The following is a 17,255-nucleotide window of genomic DNA, read 5'->3' as shown; positions in this document are numbered from 1 at the left end:
CCTATGGACGAATATAAAATCATACTGGAAGAGAAGCAAACGGTGATGGCCCGCTATGAGGTGGAGCCAAAGTCTGGCGAGGGCTACCAGAGTGAGGCGCAGCTGGAGAATGCGCTCATCAAGCAACTGGCAGACCAAGGGTATGAATATACCAAGATAAAGGACGAAAAAGCCCTGCTGGAGAACCTGCGCCAGCAACTGGAAGCACTCAACGACGTCAAGCTGAGCGACAGCGAGTGGGCGCGACTGCTGCCCATGATAAGCAACGAGCAGATGACCATCCTCGACAAGACGGAGATGATACAGGGCAAGGGCTATATTCTGGACTTAAAACTGGATAATGGCAAGACGAAGAACATCAAGCTGATTGACAAGCAGAACATACATAACAATAGGCTGCAGGTGATCAACCAGTATGAGGAGAATCGCGGCACCTACAGGAATCGCTATGATGTGACAATACTGGTGAATGGTTTGCCATTGGTGCACATTGAGCTGAAGAAGCGTGGCGTGCCCATCAAGGAGGCCTTCAACCAGATAGACCGCTATCTGAGGGATTCGTTCTGGGCAGGCAGGGCGATGTTTGACTTTGTGCAGATCTTTGTGATTTCTAATGGCACAGAGACGAAATACTATTCGAACACCACACGCTATGCCAAGGAGAAGCAGGCGGAGGATGTCTCACGAAAGAAAAAGACGGATGGCAACACGTTTGAGTTTACGTCGTACTGGACTGACCAGCGGAACAACAGACTGACTGACCTGCGCGACTTCGCCACATCGTTCTTTGCGAAGCACACCATCCTGAACCTGCTGACGAAATACTGCGTGTTTAATGTGGACAAACAGCTCCTGGTGATGCGTCCATACCAGATAGCGGCTACTGAGAAGATTCTACTGCGCATACAAACGGCCATCAACAATCGCTGGCAGGGCTCGACAAAGGCTGGTGGGTACATCTGGCACACCACAGGTAGTGGCAAGACGCTGACTTCCTTCAAGACTGCCCAACTGGCATCGCAGATGGACCAGGTGAAGAAGGTGCTTTTTGTGGTGGATAGAAAGGACTTGGACTATCAGACCATGAAGGAGTATAACAACTTCGAGCCTGAGTGTGCCAACTCGAACACATCGGCAAGGGTGCTGCAACGCCAGATGAAGGATGATAACTGCCATATCATCATCACCACGATACAGAAGTTGTCGAACCTGATGAAGCCTGGCATCTACGATAAGGACGAGAAGTTGCGCGAGATACTGCAAAAGGAGAATATCGTGATGATTTTCGACGAGTGTCACAGGAGTCAGTTTGGCGACATGCACAAGCTCATCGTGAAGCGTGTGAAGAAGTACATGATGTTTGGCTTTACGGGCACACCCATCAAGGCCCAGAACGCCAGCGCCAGCAGTAAGTATCAGACCACAGCACAGCTGTTTGGAGGAGAGCCCGACGAGGACGGACGTCCCACCTTGCCTCTGCATACTTATACTATTATCAACGCTATTGGCGACAACAACGTGCTGCGTTTCCATGTGGACTACGACTCGACGATGAAAATGAAGAACGACGTGGAGCGTAAGCAGGTATGGGGCATCGATACGGAAGAGGCTCTGCACGACCATCGTCGTATCAGCATCGTGACAAACTACATTATCAAGAGCTTTAGTGAGAAGACCAAGCAAAGTAAATTCAATAGTATTTTTGCTGTGGACTCTGTGAAGGCTGCTATCCTGTATTATAACGAATTCAAGAAGCAACTGGCAGAGCCTGGCACACCCAACCTGCGCATCGCCACCATCTATACCTATTCGGCCAACGAGGCAGAGCAGGATGAATGGGGTTTCGAGGATGACGAGAACCCAGAGGGAACAGAGGGCCTGGATTTGCAGAGTCGTGATGCACTGGAGAAAGCCATCAAGGACTATAACGAGATGTTTGGCTGTAACTACTCGACAGATGGCGACAACTTCCAGAGCTACTATAAGGATGTGTCGCTTCGCATGAAGAACAAGGAGATTGACATCCTGATAGTGGTGGGCATGTTCCTGACTGGTTTCGATGCCAAGACGCTGAACACGCTGTGGGTGGATAAGAACCTGAAACTGCATGGATTGTTGCAGGCCTACAGTCGTACGAATCGCATACTGAACTCTGTGAAGGACTGTGGCAATATCGTCTGCTTCCGTAACCTGAAGGAGGCCACAGACGAGAGCTTGCGTATCTTTGGCGATCCCAATGCCAAAGGCATGGTCTTCATGAAATCGTATGAGGAATACTACAGCGAGGGCTACGACGACGTGAAGGGTAGGCATCACGAACCCTATACAGAACTGATAGCACGCCTGCTGAGCGAGTTTCCGCTGGAGCAGATGGGCAACATCATAGACGAGGAGCAGAAGAAGGAGTTCATCCGTTTGCTGGGTGAGATTCTGCGCCTGAGAAACGTGCTGAACGTCTTTGATGCCTTTGATGAGGAAGCCAAGCTTATCAGCGAGATGGACTATCAGGACTATAAGGGATGGTACTACACCTACTACGAGGAGTTCCGTAAACCCAATAACAACAGCAAGGAGACCATCAACGACGATATCGTCTTTGAGATAGAACTGGTGCGTCACGACCAGATAAACATCCACTATATCCTGCAGCTGATTCAGCAATACAAGGATAAAGCTTGTATGGACAAGGAGATTATCGTGCAGATTAGGAAGCAGATTGATGCCAGTCCTGACATGCGTGACAAACGTGAACTGATTGAGAAGTTCATCGACCAGATGACACCAGAGAAGGGTGCTGATGTGGGCGAGGAATGGAACGAATATATTGAGCGCGAGAAGAAAGCAGAACTGGATGCGATTATCAGCGAGGAGCATCTGAAGCCTGCTGAGACAACTGCCTTTATGGAGCGTGCCTTTATGGATGGCTACGTCACAGAGACTGGTACAGGCATCGCTAAGATTCTGCCACCTGTGAACCCCTTCCTGCCTGAAAGTGGTGAGAAGAAGCAGACGGTGCTCGAGAAACTGAAGATATATCTGATGAAGTTCTTGGGTACGACAGAAGAGGTATATATCAGCCCTGTACACAAGGAGGTGAGGTACGATGACTACGAAGAGCAACTGCCCATGGCTGCAGAGCCAATATTACCTCCAGAAGAGGACTGAAGTCTGCAGGGGCAGGTGCAACTTGATGCGAATGTTAAGGGCGATAGATGGGATAGATGGGATAGATGCTATAGACGCTATAGATGCTATAGTTGCTATAGTTGCTATAGTTGCTATGGAAACAATAGATTCTATCTAAAAAATGCTTGTTTTATTTGGTGCTTTGTGTCATTTTTATTAACTTTGCATGCTGTTAATTGCAACTGCGCAAATGACAGGTAACCATAAAATAATGTTAGCAATTTTTTAAGATGGCAAGTGAAAAGTCTGAGCAGGAGAAGAAGGCTGCATCGCCGAGCATCTTCCGCAGTGTGCCTAAGTGGCAGGACTTGCGATTCTATCAGAAGTCGGAGGTGCTCTATCAGATGACCTTTGTGTTCTGCGAACGTTTTCTGCCCAAGCATGGTGACCGTACGGTGGATCAGATGGTGCAGGCGGCCAGATCGGGCAAGCAGAATATCGTGGAGGGGTCGGAGGATGGTAAAACCTCTACGGCTATGGAGGTCAACCTCCTTAATGTGGCTCGCTCCAGCATCGGCGAACTGCGTCAGGATTTCGATGATTATCTGAAATCGCGTCATCTACCCATCTGGACGCGTGCTGACGAGCGCTTCCAACCCATGCAGGACTTCACCAAGCAGCACAATCTCCTCAGTGACTATGAGCCTTATTTCCAGCAGTGGACTGCCGAAGAGATGGCGAACGTGGGTCTGACCCTGTGTTATCAGGTGGATGCCATGATGAACAAATATCTGAAGGGGGTTGAAGAGATATTTATCAAGGAGGGAGGCGTGAAGGAGCGGATGCACAAGGCGAGAACAGACTATCGCCGACAGCAGGACGAGCGCCTGGCAGAGCTGGAACGCATGGTGCTCCAGCTTCAGCAGCAGTTGGCCGCAGCCCAGGAAGAGTCTGCCCGCTGGAAGGCTGCCTACGATGATCTGAAGCAGCGAGCCGTGAAGGCCTACTATCAGCAGAAGGAGGAGATTGAGGAGCTGAAGCGGAGGCGATAGAGGCGATAGACGCTATAGATACTATAGATGCTATAGATGCTATAGATGCTATAGAAGCTATAGAAAGCTCAGAGCTTGTGCTCAACGAATGTTAAATAGCGGGGGGAAAAGGCTTTGGTTTGAAATTTTATTTGTATCTTCGCAGCGGAATTACTGATCAAGGACAAAGAGAATTACTGATCAAGGACAAAGAGAATTACTAAGCATGGACAAAGATAAATACTAAACATGGACATTGATATGAAAAAGATTTTGTTTTGCCTGATGGCATTGATGGGCGTGATGACTGCTTCGGCCCAGCAGAAAGTAGAGAAAAACGATGCGCAGGTGGCTATCAACAACATTATGACGCGCACCAGCATCCGACAGTACACCAACGAGCCCGTGTCGAAGAGCGACATCGAGACGATGCTTCGTGCTGGCATGGCTGCTCCTACGGCCGTGAACCGTCAGCCCTGGCATTTTGTGGCCGTCACAGACAAGGCGAAGTTGGCCGAGCTTGCTGGCGCCAGAGGGATGATTAAGCAGGCTGGCGTGGCCATCGTGGTTTGTGGCAATATGGAGAAGGCATTGCCTGGTAAGGCTCAGGCTTATTGGGTGCAGGACTGCTCGGCAGCCACAGAGAATATCCTGCTGGCAGCGAATGCACTGGGACTGGGTGCCGTGTGGACAGGCTGCTATCCAATGGACGATCGCGTGGCCGAGGTGTCGAAGGCGCTGAAGTTGCCTGAGAACATCGTTCCCATGTGTGTCATCGCTATCGGTCACCCTGCAGAACGGCCTCAGGCAAAGGATAAATGGAAACCTGAAAACGTGTCGTACAACGAGTTTGGAAAGACGGCAGAATAACTAAAGAAAAAATATGAGATACGGAATCATCGGCACTGGTGCCATTGGCGGCTATTATGGTGCAAAGCTGGCGCATGCAGGACAGGAGGTGCACTTCCTGCTGCACAGTGACTATGAGTATGTGAAACAGCATGGACTGCAGGTGGACTCGTGCGACGGCTCGTTTCATCTGGACGACGTGAACGTTTATAGGCAGACGAAGGACATGCCTGCGTGCGATGTGGTGCTGGTGGGACTGAAGTCTGTGAACAACGATAAGTTGCCAGCGCTGCTGCCACCACTGCTCCACGACAAGGCTGCGAAGGCCAAGACGCTGGTGGTGCTCATCCAGAACGGCATTGGCGTGGAAGAGGATGTGCAAAAGATGTTTCCTGAGGTGCAACTGGCTGCAGGACTGGCCTTTATCTGCTCGGCCAAGACGAAGCCAGGCCTGGTGAGTCACCAGTGTTATGGCAGCATCAACCTGGCCAACTACTCGTGCCGTGACGAGGCACTGATGCAGGCCGTGGTCGACGAGTTTCGCGAGGCCGGCATAGAGACGGGTCTGGTGGAATATCATGAGGCACGATGGAAGAAGGCCGTGTGGAACATGCCGTTCAACGGTATGACGGTGGCGCTGCACACGCAGACAGATCTGCTGCTGAAGAACGCATCGACACGCCAGCTGATTCGCGAGCAGATGATGGAGGTGGTGGGTGCTGCCCAGCACCTGGGCGTGAAGAACGTGGACGAGGCGTTTGTGGACAAGATGATTGAGACCACCGATGCGATGACGCCCTATTCGCCATCCATGCGACTGGACTACGATTTCCATCGCCCCATGGAGATATACTACCTGTACACCCGTCCGTTGGAGATGGCACGTGAGGCAGGCTATCGCATGCCGAAGCTGGAGATGCTGGAGGCAGAACTGCGATTCCTGGAGACGGTTTGACGGGCGTTCTCACTCCTTGCACTTCGAAAATAAAGATTAATCAATAAATCGATGAGAAAAAAACTATTTTTACTTTCAACCTTCCTGCTGCTGTGCCTGGTGGCAGGCGCTCAGACCAAGAGTGTGGCCGTGCTGGGCGACTCGTATTCAACCTTTGAAGGGGCTATCCCTGAAGGAAACGCCATTTGGTATTTCAAACAGAACAACCCCAACCAGACGGATGTGAACAGCGTGGAACAGACGTGGTGGACACTGCTGACCAAGCATCAGGGATGGACACTGCTGATGAACAACTCGTATAGCGGCTCGACTATCTGTAACACAGGCTATGGCAAGGCCGACTATAGCGACCGTTCGTTTACGAAGCGCATGGATAACCTGGGCGGCAACCCTGACGTCATCTTTATCTTTGGCGCCACCAACGATAGTTGGGCACACGCGCCCATCGGCGAGTTTAAGTATGAGGATATCACCAAGGACGACCTGTGGAGCTTCCGTCCGGCCATGGCCTATATGCTGGGCTGGATGAAGGAACATTATGCCAAAAGCGAGATATATTTCCTGCTGAACGACGGACTGAGTGAGGAGGTGACGACGTCGTCGAAGACCATCTGCGAGCACTATGGCGTGAAGTGCATAGAACTGCAGGCCATCGACAAGAAGGCTGGTCACCCCTCAGTGAAGGGCATGCAGCAGATTGCCAGTCAGGTGGAAGCCGCCTTGTAGTGGGTCATGCGATATTGCTTGGGCGACAGTCCTGTTTCTTTCTTAAACAGTCGCGAGAAATAATAGCTGTCGTCGATGCCCACCTTATGGCAGATTTGATTGATGCGCATGTTGGTTGTTGTGAGCAACTGACATGCGCGCTCTATTTTCATGCTGTTGAGATAGGCTAAAGGACTCTGGCCCGTTTGCTGACGAAAGAGAAGCGAGAAATGACTGGGCGAATAGCCGGCATAGGCTGCCAGTTGCTCAAGGTTGAGACGATGCTCCAGATTCTCGTGCATATAGTGCTTGACGGCAGAAGTCATCTCGCTGACGCCAGTCGACTCAGACGTGCTGCGATAGTGGTGGAGATAGCGCATGGAGGCCAGGTAATAGTGCAGCAGACTGGAAGCATAGCGCAGCGACTCGCGGTCGGTGGCCTGCTCGAGCGTTGAGAAAATCTCTTCGAACACCAACTGTCGCTCGCTGATGCGCGAGTTGTGAGTGGGCAGGATGTCGCATGGCTGCTGCTGTCCTTCGCTGTAGACGGCAGCATGCTGACCAGTGAAGTGAATCCAATAGATGGTCCAGGGATGCTCCTTGTTGGCCCCATAGGCATGAGGATGCTGGGCAGGCAGAATGATATACTGGTTGGCATGCAGGTCGAACGTCTGATGGTCAATGCGACACCAGCCCTCGCCCTCCATGCAATAGATGAGGACATACTCGGCAATGGGCTGCAGTCGTTCACGATAATGACTATAGGCATGGGGATAATAGCCTATGTCAGTGATGTAAAGACTGGAAGCCAGCGGGTCTTGTTGCTGGGCTTCAATAATCATGGCGGGCAGGACGATGGCCCGTTCGCCAGTAAAACCTTGTTTCATGGGTGCAAAGATAATAATATAATCCATCTTTTTGGCGAAAAAATCTAATTATTTATTCAAAAAGATGTATTATCTTTGCACCGCCAAATTTAAAAACCTAATATTGACATGCAACATAACAGTAAATCATTTGTGTATTTCATCTGCTCAGTATCGGCCATGGGAGGCTTGCTCTTTGGCTACGACTGGGTGGTGATTGGTGGCGCGAAGCCATTCTATGAACTCTTCTTTGGCATAGCCGACCAGCCCGTGATGCAGGGTGTGGCCATGTCGACGGCCCTGGTGGGCTGTCTGGTGGGTGCCATGGTGGCAGGCGCATTGGCCGACCGCTATGGTCGAAAGCCCCTTCTGACAACGGCGGCAGTACTCTTCACCCTGTCGGCTGTGGGAACGGGCGTCTTTAACGACTTCTCGCTGTTCAACATAGCCCGCTTTATTGGCGGCGTGGGCATTGGCGTGGCCTCGGCCTTGTCGCCCATGTACATCGCAGAGGTGAGTCCCACGGCGATTCGTGGACGTATGGTGAGTCTGAACCAGATGACCATCGTACTGGGAATCCTGGGTGCGCAGATCGTCAACATGCTGCTGGCAAGAGACACCAGCGTGGCAGAAAACATGGCATGGAACGTGGCATGGGGATGGCGCTGGATGTTCTGGGCCGAGACAGTGCCTGCAGCGCTGTTCCTGGTGATGAGCTTCATGATTCCTGAGAGTCCTGTGTATCTAAAGATGAAGGCTGCGACAATGTCGCAGCGTGTAGGGAAGGAGGCCGGACTGAAAGAACTGCTGCAAAGCAAATATGGCAAGGTGCTTTTGCTGGGCTTGGTGATTGCCGTGTTCCAGCAGTGGTGTGGCACGAACGTGATCTTTAACTATGCGCAGGAGATCTTTACGGGTGCCGGCTATGATGTGGACGGCATGTTTATCGATATCGTCATCACAGGCATTGCCAACGTGGCCTTCACGTTTGTGGCCCTCTATACCATTGAGAAGTGGGGACGCAGAACGCTGATGCTGATTGGCGCTGGCGGACTGGGACTGATCTACCTGACGTTGGGGACCTGCTACTTCCTGGAGGTGAAGGGTGTTGTGATGGTCTGCCTGGTGGTGACGGCCATCTCCATCTATGCCATGACGCTGGGTCCTGTGACGTGGACACTGCTGGCAGAAATCTTCCCCAATCGCATTCGTGGTGTGGCGATGGCCACCTGCACGTTTGCCCTGTGGGTGGGCTGTTGCACGCTGACGTTCTCGTTTCCCTCGATGAACGCCGCCCTTGGCTCCAGTGGCACCTTCTGGATTTATAGTGGCATCTGCCTGGTGGCCTTCATCTTCCTGTGGAACCGCTGCCCAGAAACGAAAGGAAAATCACTTGAAGAACTAGAGAAAGAACTCATCAAATAACAAACTACAATGATTAAAGCTTGGAGAGAAACCGTGACCATTCCTACCTACGAGATAGGAAGGGCTGAGAAGAATCCGATATTCCTGGAAAAACGCGTGTATCAAGGCTCGAGTGGGGTGGTGTATCCCTATCCCGTCATCGAGTCGATAGCCAATGAGCCCACACCACACGACTGGAACGTGGTGTTCATGGAGAACGACTATATCAAGGTGATGGTGATGCCTGAACTGGGTGGTCGCATCCAGATGGCCTACGACAAGATAAAGAAGCGTCATTTTGTGTATTATAACCACGTCATCAAACCTGCTCTGGTGGGTTTGGCAGGCCCCTGGATCAGTGGCGGTATTGAGTTCAACTGGCCACAGCACCATCGTCCGTCGACCTATCTGCCTGTGGACTGCGACATCGTGGAGAACGAGGACGGCAGTGTGACGGTATGGGTGAACGAAATGGAGCGCATGTTCCACCAGAAGGGCATGGCAGGCTTTACACTGCGTCCTGGTTGCGCCTATCTGGAGATTCGGGGTCGTGTGAGCAATCGCACGCCACTGCCGCAGACGTTCCTTTGGTGGGCCAATCCTGCCGTGGAGGTGAACGACGATTATCAGAGTGTGTTCCCACCTGATGTTAATGCCGTGTTTGACCATGGAAAACGTGCTGTGTCGAGTTTCCCCATTGCCACAGGTACATACTATAAGATGGACTATTCGGCTGGTGTGGACATCTCGAACTATAAGAATATCAAGGTGCCAACGAGTTATATGGCAGTGAACTCGAAATATAACTTCGAGGGCGGCTATGAGAATGATACAAAGGGAGGCATGCTGCACGTGGCCAGTCATCATTTATCGCCAGGCAAGAAGCAGTGGACATGGGGAAATGGTGACTTTGGACGAGCATGGGACAGGAATCTGACAGACGAGGCCACAGAGAACGATGGACTGCCAGAAGGTTCTATTCGTACAGGCTTCCGTCCCTATATCGAGTTGATGGCTGGCGTGTATACGGAAAACCAGCCCGACTTCACCTGGCTGATGCCCTATGAGGAAAAACATTTTACGCAGTATTTCATGCCTTATCGCGAGATTGGTATTGTGAAACAGGCCTCGAAGGACTTCGTTGTGAATATCGAGGAGACGGAGACAGGCGTGTGTTTTAAGGTGCTGGCCACGTCGAAGCAGTCGGCACGCGTGTGGCTCAGGAACAAGAACGGAGAGACTTACTTCGATCAGGAGGTAACGCTTTCGCCTGAAGAGGTGTTTGTTGAGATGGTTACGTGTAATAACCTGGGAATGAATAACTTACTGTTATCTGTTGGCGACTTGCATTGGCAGGCAGAGTCGGATGAGATTCGTCCGATACCTGATGCCGCAGAGGCTGCTCTGTCGCCTCAGGATACGAAAACAAACGACCAGCTCTATCTGACGGGTCTGCACCTGGAGCAATATCGCCATGCCACCTGGAGTGCTTTGGATTATTATGAAGAGGCCCTGCGCCGCGATCCCAATGATGTGCGCTGTCTGAATCAGACGGGATTGTGGTACCTGCGTCGTGGACGTTTTGACAAGGCTGAGACCTATCTGCGCAAGGCTGTGAAGATATGGCAGAAGAGAAATCCCAACCCCTACGATGGTGAGGCCATCTTTAACCTTGCCCTTGCGTTGAAGTGTCAGGGTCGTTGGGAGGAGGCTTATGACTATTTCTGGAAGTCGACCTGGAACAAGGCGTGGGCTGATGCCGGCTATTTTGAGGCAGCCAGAATCAGTGTGGCGCAAGGCCACTATGACGATGCACTGGACGAGTTGAATAGGAGTCTGATTTTTAACGCCTGCAATCATCAGGCACGGGCATTGAAAGCCGTGGTGCTCAGAAAAATGGGTCGTAAGACAGAGGCGCAGGAGTGGATAGAAGTGAGTCTTGCAATAGACCATTTTAACTATGGCTGTCGCTATGAGAAGTATTTGCTGACAGGCGAGGATACGCTGACAGCATTGATGCGCAAGAGTAGCGAGAACTACGAGGAGCTGGCATTGGAATATGAACAGGCAGGTTTGCGTGAAGACGCCAAGGCCATATGGAAAATAGCAGAGCGTGAAGACGCAGTGAGCCCAATGAGTTATTATTACATGGGTGACTACGAACGTGCAGAGGCTGTGTCGCCATACCTCTGCTTCCCCAACCGCCTGGAGGCTGTGGTGGTTTTGGAAAAGGCAAAACAGCAGAATCCCACAGGTGCGAAGGCACCCTATTATCTGGGATGCCTGTACTATGACAAGCGCCAGTATGATGTGGCCATCGAGAACTGGGAACTATCAGCAAAACTCGACCCACAGTTCCCTACGGTTTGGCGTAATCTGGCACTGGCCCGCTTTAACAAGCAGAATCGTAAGGAGGAGGCCGTGGCATATATGGAGAAGGCTTTCCATCTGGACGAGACAGACGCGCGCGTGCTGATGGAACTCGATCAACTCTACAAGCGCATGCAGAAACCACACCAGCAGCGCCTGGATTGCCTGCAGAAGTATCCGCAGTTGGTTGCCCAGCGTGATGATCTGGTGCTGGAGGAGATAACCCTTCTTAATCAGTTGGGACGCCATGAGGAGGCTATGCACAAGCTTGATGCGCACCAGTTTCATCCGTGGGAAGGTGGTGAAGGTAAGGTGAGTGGGCAATATCAGTTGTGCCGTGTGGAACTTGCCAAGCAGGCACTTGCCCATGGCGAGAACGAAAGAGCCAGACAGTTGCTGGAGGAGTGTCTGGTACTGCCGTCGCATCTTGGTGAGGGAAAACTCTATGGTGCTCAGGATAATGACTTCCTGTATTTCCTTGGACGTTATGAAGAGGGAACCGTTGGGCCTACGGAACCTGTGGCTGCGATGTATTACAACGATGCAAAGCCAGACAAGATTTTCTATGCTGCACAGTGCTATCGAAAACTGGGACAGGAGGACAAGGCACGTGGACTGTTCTATAAGCTGGTGAACTATGGCAAACAGCATTTGTTCGACCATGTCACGATGGATTATTTTGCTGTGTCGTTGCCCGACTTGATGATATGGGATGGTGATCTCGACGAGCAGAATCGCATTCACTGTCTGTATATGCTGGCCTTAGGCTATTATGGCCTGGGCGACAAGGAGAAAGCAATGCGTTATCTGTCGGAAGCAAAGAGCTTGGACATTAATCATGTTGGTATTCAAGCATTTTACTCGTTTGTGATGATGGAAAATGAAAAATAGTTTGTATCTTTGTCGACATATTAACATGCAAATGAACATGAAAAAGACGATATTGCTGTGCGCCATGCTGCTGGCGTGTGGTGTCGCTATGGCTCAACATGAAGTAAGGTGGGATCGTCACAGCCTGATCATCGACGGCCATCGTGTGGTGCCTGTGATGGGCGAGGTGCACTATAGTCGTATTCCTGAAGGCGAATGGCGCCAGGAGGTGAAGAAGATGAAAGAGGGTGGGGTGACGATGATTGCCACCTACGTGTTCTGGAATCATGTGGAGGAGGAAGAGGGCATCTTCCGCTGGGACGGTCAGCGCAACCTGCGCCACTTTCTGGAGATTTGCAAGGAGGAGAATATGCCTGTGATTCTGCGCATGGGGCCGTTCTGTCATGGCGAGGTGCGCAATGGCGGCATTCCCGACTGGATGTTTGACAAGGGCTGTAAGATGCGCGACAGGAATCCTGTGTTTATGGGGTATGTGGTAAAGCTCTATCGCCAGATTTTTACACAGGTACAGGGCCTTCAATGGAAGGACGGCGGCCCACTTATCGCTGCTCAGTTTGACAATGAGTATCGTGGACGTGGCGAGTATCTGATGGAACTGAAACGCATGGCGCAGAAGATTGGATTCGACCTGCCGTTCTATACGCGCACTGGCTGGCCTGAGTTGGCTACGCCTGTGCCCTTCGGCGAGATGATTCCCTTGTATGGCGACTATGCCGATGGGTTCTGGGACCGTACGCTGGGCGAGACTGACGGCAACTACTATAAGGCTTTCAACTTCAAGACTTTCCGCTCGTCGACGGCCATTGCCACAGAGCAATTGGGAAAGCAGGAGGCCAAGATGAACGACGGCGACGAGGCTTATCCCTATTTCACTTGCGAACTGGGTGGCGGCATGATGCAGGCCTATCATCGCAGACCGTATGTCTATGCTGAGGATGCCTATTCGATGGCGCTGGTGAAACTGGGCTCTGGCTCGAACCTGCTGGGCTATTATATGTATCATGGTGGCACAAACCCTGAGGGCAAGACCTACCTGAACGAGAACCAGCGCACCAGGGGCACGAACTACAACGATATGCCTGTGAAGAACTACGATTTCCAGGCACCCTTGGGCGAGTTTGGTCAGAAGAATGCGCATTACTATATGCTACGCCCATTGCATCTGTTTATGCAGGACTGGGGCGAGACACTGGCCGAGATGGAAGCGTCGTTCCCTGCACCACAGGACGTGAAGAAAGGTGATGACAGCTGTCTGCGCTGGGCTGTGCGCTCGAAGGGCAACAGTGGCTTTATCTTCGTGAACAACTACGAGCGACTGCAAAAGCTTTCGGCGAAGGGGCATGTGCAGTTGGAGACTTGTGGCGTTAAGCTGCCTAAGTTCACCATTCCCAGTGGATGTATGGCTGTATTCCCCATCAACGTGGACGGCATCAGATACGCCACGGCGCAGCTGGTGGCTAAGCGCGATGGTAAAATCTATCTGATGCAGATTCCTGGCATCTCAACGACCATCTGTATGCAGAACGGTAAGGTGTTGAGGAACGTGAAAGCACGTGGAGAGGAAAGGCCTGTCTATGGCAATCTCTATCTGTTGAGTAGAGAGGAGGCTGAGCATTTGTTCTTGCAGCCTGAGTCGACGGTGATGGTGGACTTGGCCACGATTCGTAAGGTGAAGGAGGCAGGACTACTCAGAAAGATAACGATGGGGGCGCAGCGCGTGGCGGAGGAGCCTTCTGATGACGACTTCGAACAGGCTGCCGTCTATCGGATAACGCTCCCAGAACTGCCCGCCAATGCTAAAGAACCATTGATGAGGTTCTATTATAAGGGTGACTGTGCACGCCTTTATGCCAATGGAAAACTCGTGGCCGACCATTTTCAGTATGGCCGTCCGTTCTTGTATGGCTTGTGGCGACTGCCTGAGGGCACCAAGGAACTGGAGCTGCGTATACTGCCTATGCAGAAGGATATGCCTGTCTATCTGCCGAAAGAGGCTGACAAGACGCTTGGCGAGGGCGTGGAAAGAATTGAAGTACATTATATCACGGACTAAAAATATGAAACGAATCTTTGCTATCTTGGTTGGCTGCTGGCTGGTGACTGCGGCTCAAGTGAATGCTCAGCAAATCATTAACTTGGCAGGCTTGTGGGACTTTGCCATGGGCGACTCGGCACGTTATACTGACTATGTGATGCTGCCTGGCTCGATGCTGACCAACGACAAGGGCTATGATGTGGATATCCACACGCAGTGGACGGGCTCGCTCTATGATTCGTCGTATTACTTTAATCCTTATATGGAGCCCTACAGGCAGAAGGGACAGATGAAGTTTCCTTTCTTCCTGACGCCAGAGAAACACTATGTGGGAAAGGCATGGTACAGGCGTACGGTGTATGTGCCGCAGGACTGGAAAGATCAGCGCATCACGCTGTTCCTGGAGCGTCCACATATTGAGACAACGGTCTATGTGAATGGGCATGAGGTGGGTCATCAGATGTCGCTGTCGGTGCCTCATCGCTATGATGTGACAAAGTATATCAAGAAGGGTGCACGCAACGAGATTGTGATCTGTGTGTATAACGGTATAGAGAACGTGTGTGTGGGACAAGACTCGCACAGCGTGACCGACCAGACGCAGGGCAACTGGAATGGTATTGCTGGCAGAATGGAACTGCAGGCGCAATGGAAGAAACTGAATGTGAAGGGTATCCGCGTGAAGGTGGACAGTGTCAAGGTAGCCCTGCCTGATGCGTATAAGAATGGCCGATTGGTTCCTGGAGGAACGAAATGGCAAAAGGTGGGTAGGATAAAGGTGCTGTTGGAAAACCATACGGATGGGCTGCAACTGATGCCCCAGTATCAGTATGTGGTGAACCTGACGCTGAGATATGCGTTTGGTCCTAAAGCTGGAAAGGTGATTGGTGGCTGCTCGATGGATGCAGTGGGGAATGAGATTACGGCCGAACTTCCTATCTATACGGATATTGGAATGTGGGACGAGTTTCATCCGAACCTCTATCGACTGACTATTGAGGCTGGCGAGGATGTGGTGGAGACGCTCGTAGGTTTCAGGGAGATCAGCATCAGAGATCGCCAGATGTTTATTAACCAGCGTCCCTTGTTCTTGCGTGGCACAGTGGAGAACTGTTGCTTTCCTGAGACTGGCTTTCCGCCTACTGATGAGGAGGAATGGCTGTATCTGTTCAAGAAATGCAAGGAATATGGGTTGAACCATGTGCGCTTCCATAGTTATTGTCCACCAGAGGCTGCCTTTGCTGCTGCCGACCGTGTAGGTATCTATCTTCAGCCTGAGGGCCCGTCGTGGCCTAATCATGGCGTGAGGTTGCGTCGTGGTCAGAAGATTGACCAGTATCTGCTGGAGGAGTCGAAACGCATCGTTGATGAATATGGGCATCATCCCTCGTTTGTGATGATGGCGGCAGGTAATGAACCTGCAGGCGACTGGGTGACTTACTGTAACGACTGGGTGAAGCAGATGCATAAGTACGACGATTCGAAGGTGTATTGTGGCGCCTCTGTTGGTGGCGGATGGGCCTGGGACAATGGGTCGGAGTATCATGTGAAGGGTGGCGCCCGTGGGTTGGACTGGGACAGTCGTGCGCCTCAGTCGACGGATGATTATTTGGCTGGCATCCTGCGTCCTCGCAACTATAAAGGAACGGATGATAATCTGTCGCCCATCATAGCGCATGAGCAGGGACAATGGTGTGCTTTCCCTGATTTCAAGGAGATGTCGCAGTATACGGGTGTTTACAAGCCTCGCAACTTTGAGATATTTCGCGATCTGTTGCGTGACAATGGCATGGAGCAGATGGCTGAAAAATTCCTGATGGCCAGTGGTAAACTGCAGACGCTTTGCTATAAATATGAGATTGAGCGCAACCTGCGCACAAAGGACTATGCTGGTTTTCAGTTGCTGGGACTGAATGATTATAGTGGACAGGGCACGGCCTTGGTTGGACCGCTGAACGTGCATTGGCGTGAGAAGGGCTATTGCACGGCTCGCGATTGGCGTGAGTTCTGTAATTCGGTGGTGGTGTTGGCGCGTTTCCCCAAGTTTGTTTATACGAATAATGAAACGCTTGATGTGCCGCTGGATATCTATAATGCATTCTATGGACGCTTCTCTTCTGTCAATCTTCATTATCAAATTTCGGACGACTCGCTTCGTGTTCTTACATCGGGCGATATGAAGATTGATACTGTGTTTGTTGGAAAGAATGCTTTGGCAAAAGGAATTAATTTCCCACTTGGTGGTGTGAATAAACCAACGAAGTTGACCCTTGACGTGCAACTGGAAAATGCGATTATGAACCATTGGGATTTCTGGGTTTATCCAGATTCTTTGGAATCTACGAGTGGCTCGTTGCTTGCTGAAACCCAGATAGTTGTGTCTGATTCGCTCGATGAAAAATGCTTGAAAGCGTTAAGAAAAGGAGGCACTGTGCTATTGACGGCGGCAGGAAAGGTGACGCTGGGCAACGATGTGGTGCAGCATTATCTGCCTGTGTTCTGGAATACGTCATGGTTTAAGATGCGTCCGCCTCATACCACTGGTGCTTATATCGACAGTAAGCATCCTTTGTTTAAGTACGATTTTCCTACCGACGATTGGAGTAACCTGAACTGGTGGGAACTGCTGAACAAGGCGCAGGTGATGAACCTGATGGAACTGCCCAAAGACTATCAGTCGCCCATCCAGCCTATAGACACGTGGCATGTCAGCAGGAAGCTGGGTATGCTTATTGAGGCCAGGGTATTGAAAGGAAAACTGCTGATGACCACCATGGACATCAATAGCGATCTGGAGCATCGCATCGTGGCTCGTCAGATGCGCAAGGCGATTCTTGATTATATGAAGAGTGGCGACTTTAATCCATCGCTGGTGCTCGATGTTCAGACCATCCGCGATTTCTACGAGAAGCAGGCGCCACAGGTGAACATGTTTACGAACGACTCGCCTGATGAGTTGAAACCAAAAATAAAGTGAGCTACAAACAATGCAGCTCACTTTTTTTTATGGTTACTCGTGTTGT

10 protein-coding genes are annotated in these 17,255 nt (G+C 51.2%); 9 read left to right on the top strand and 1 reads right to left on the bottom strand.

All coding sequences use genetic code 11. The features are described from left to right. Positions 1-3 precede the first annotated feature (3 nt). From M1D30_RS08495 to M1D30_RS08475, 5 genes are all read left to right on the top strand, one after another. Positions 4-3,165 carry a type I restriction endonuclease subunit R gene (locus M1D30_RS08495; protein ID WP_248502955.1) on the top strand — a complete coding sequence of 1,054 codons (3,162 nt, stop codon included), beginning with the start codon at positions 4-6 and terminating at the stop codon, positions 3,163-3,165. Positions 3,166-3,416: 251 nt separating this feature from the next. Next, on the top strand, positions 3,417-4,178 hold the full coding sequence (locus M1D30_RS08490; protein ID WP_248502953.1) for a four helix bundle suffix domain-containing protein: 762 nt from the start codon (positions 3,417-3,419) through the stop codon (positions 4,176-4,178). Positions 4,179-4,418: 240 nt separating this feature from the next. Further along, positions 4,419-5,027, top strand: coding sequence for a nitroreductase family protein (locus tag M1D30_RS08485; RefSeq protein WP_248502951.1), 609 nt, complete (start codon positions 4,419-4,421; stop codon positions 5,025-5,027). Positions 5,028-5,040: 13 nt separating this feature from the next. Beyond that, positions 5,041-5,961, top strand: a complete 921-nt coding sequence (locus M1D30_RS08480; RefSeq protein WP_248502949.1) for a putative 2-dehydropantoate 2-reductase — start codon at positions 5,041-5,043, stop codon at positions 5,959-5,961. Between the two features lie 51 nt (positions 5,962-6,012). Next, entirely contained in the window at positions 6,013-6,687 is a 675-nt protein-coding gene (locus M1D30_RS08475) for an SGNH/GDSL hydrolase family protein (protein ID WP_248502947.1), read from the top strand. Here M1D30_RS08475 and M1D30_RS08470 read toward each other — a convergent pair. Then, a complete protein-coding gene (locus M1D30_RS08470; RefSeq protein WP_248502944.1) occupies positions 6,666-7,580 on the bottom strand; it encodes an AraC family transcriptional regulator in 915 nt (304 codons plus the stop codon). The genes M1D30_RS08475 and M1D30_RS08470 overlap by 22 nt on opposite strands. A gap of 81 nt (positions 7,581-7,661) precedes the next feature. Between M1D30_RS08470 and M1D30_RS08465 the strand changes: the two genes are divergently transcribed. Genes M1D30_RS08465 through M1D30_RS08450 form a run of 4 tightly spaced genes read left to right on the top strand, consistent with a single transcriptional unit; the run spans position 7,662 to position 17,209 of the window. Next, entirely contained in the window at positions 7,662-8,957 is a 1,296-nt protein-coding gene (locus M1D30_RS08465) for a sugar porter family MFS transporter (protein ID WP_248502942.1), read from the top strand. A 9-nt stretch (positions 8,958-8,966) separates the two neighbouring features. Next, positions 8,967-12,197 (top strand): DUF5107 domain-containing protein, encoded by a 3,231-nt coding sequence (locus M1D30_RS08460; protein WP_248502940.1) that lies wholly within the window; start codon positions 8,967-8,969, stop codon positions 12,195-12,197. A 37-nt stretch (positions 12,198-12,234) separates the two neighbouring features. Continuing rightward, complete coding sequence (locus M1D30_RS08455) at positions 12,235-14,250, top strand: beta-galactosidase (RefSeq protein WP_248502938.1); 2,016 nt, start codon at positions 12,235-12,237, stop codon at positions 14,248-14,250. Positions 14,251-14,254: 4 nt separating this feature from the next. Next, positions 14,255-17,209 (top strand): sugar-binding domain-containing protein, encoded by a 2,955-nt coding sequence (locus tag M1D30_RS08450; protein WP_248502936.1) that lies wholly within the window; start codon positions 14,255-14,257, stop codon positions 17,207-17,209. Positions 17,210-17,255 lie beyond the last annotated feature (46 nt).

The sequence above is a fragment of the Prevotella sp. E15-22 genome, from assembly GCF_023204875.1.
Taxonomy (GTDB): Bacteria; Bacteroidota; Bacteroidia; order Bacteroidales; family Bacteroidaceae; genus Prevotella.
The sequence above is the reverse complement of the archived record's forward strand: the minus strand, read 5'-3'. Positions and strand labels throughout refer to the sequence as shown.

What these genes read in the sequence shown, in the direction of transcription:
- M1D30_RS08470 (WP_248502944.1), bottom strand. Translation starts at nt 7,580, where the DNA reads ATGGATTATATTATTATCTTTGCACCCATGAAACAAGGTTTTACTGGC.
- M1D30_RS08485 (WP_248502951.1), top strand. Translation starts at nt 4,419, where the DNA reads ATGAAAAAGATTTTGTTTTGCCTGATGGCATTGATGGGCGTGATGACT.
- M1D30_RS08465 (WP_248502942.1), top strand. Translation starts at nt 7,662, where the DNA reads ATGCAACATAACAGTAAATCATTTGTGTATTTCATCTGCTCAGTATCG.
- M1D30_RS08455 (WP_248502938.1), top strand. Translation starts at nt 12,235, where the DNA reads ATGAAAAAGACGATATTGCTGTGCGCCATGCTGCTGGCGTGTGGTGTC.
- M1D30_RS08450 (WP_248502936.1), top strand. Translation starts at nt 14,255, where the DNA reads ATGAAACGAATCTTTGCTATCTTGGTTGGCTGCTGGCTGGTGACTGCG.
- M1D30_RS08480 (WP_248502949.1), top strand. Translation starts at nt 5,041, where the DNA reads ATGAGATACGGAATCATCGGCACTGGTGCCATTGGCGGCTATTATGGT.
- M1D30_RS08460 (WP_248502940.1), top strand. Translation starts at nt 8,967, where the DNA reads ATGATTAAAGCTTGGAGAGAAACCGTGACCATTCCTACCTACGAGATA.
- M1D30_RS08495 (WP_248502955.1), top strand. Translation starts at nt 4, where the DNA reads ATGGACGAATATAAAATCATACTGGAAGAGAAGCAAACGGTGATGGCC.
- M1D30_RS08475 (WP_248502947.1), top strand. Translation starts at nt 6,013, where the DNA reads ATGAGAAAAAAACTATTTTTACTTTCAACCTTCCTGCTGCTGTGCCTG.
- M1D30_RS08490 (WP_248502953.1), top strand. Translation starts at nt 3,417, where the DNA reads ATGGCAAGTGAAAAGTCTGAGCAGGAGAAGAAGGCTGCATCGCCGAGC.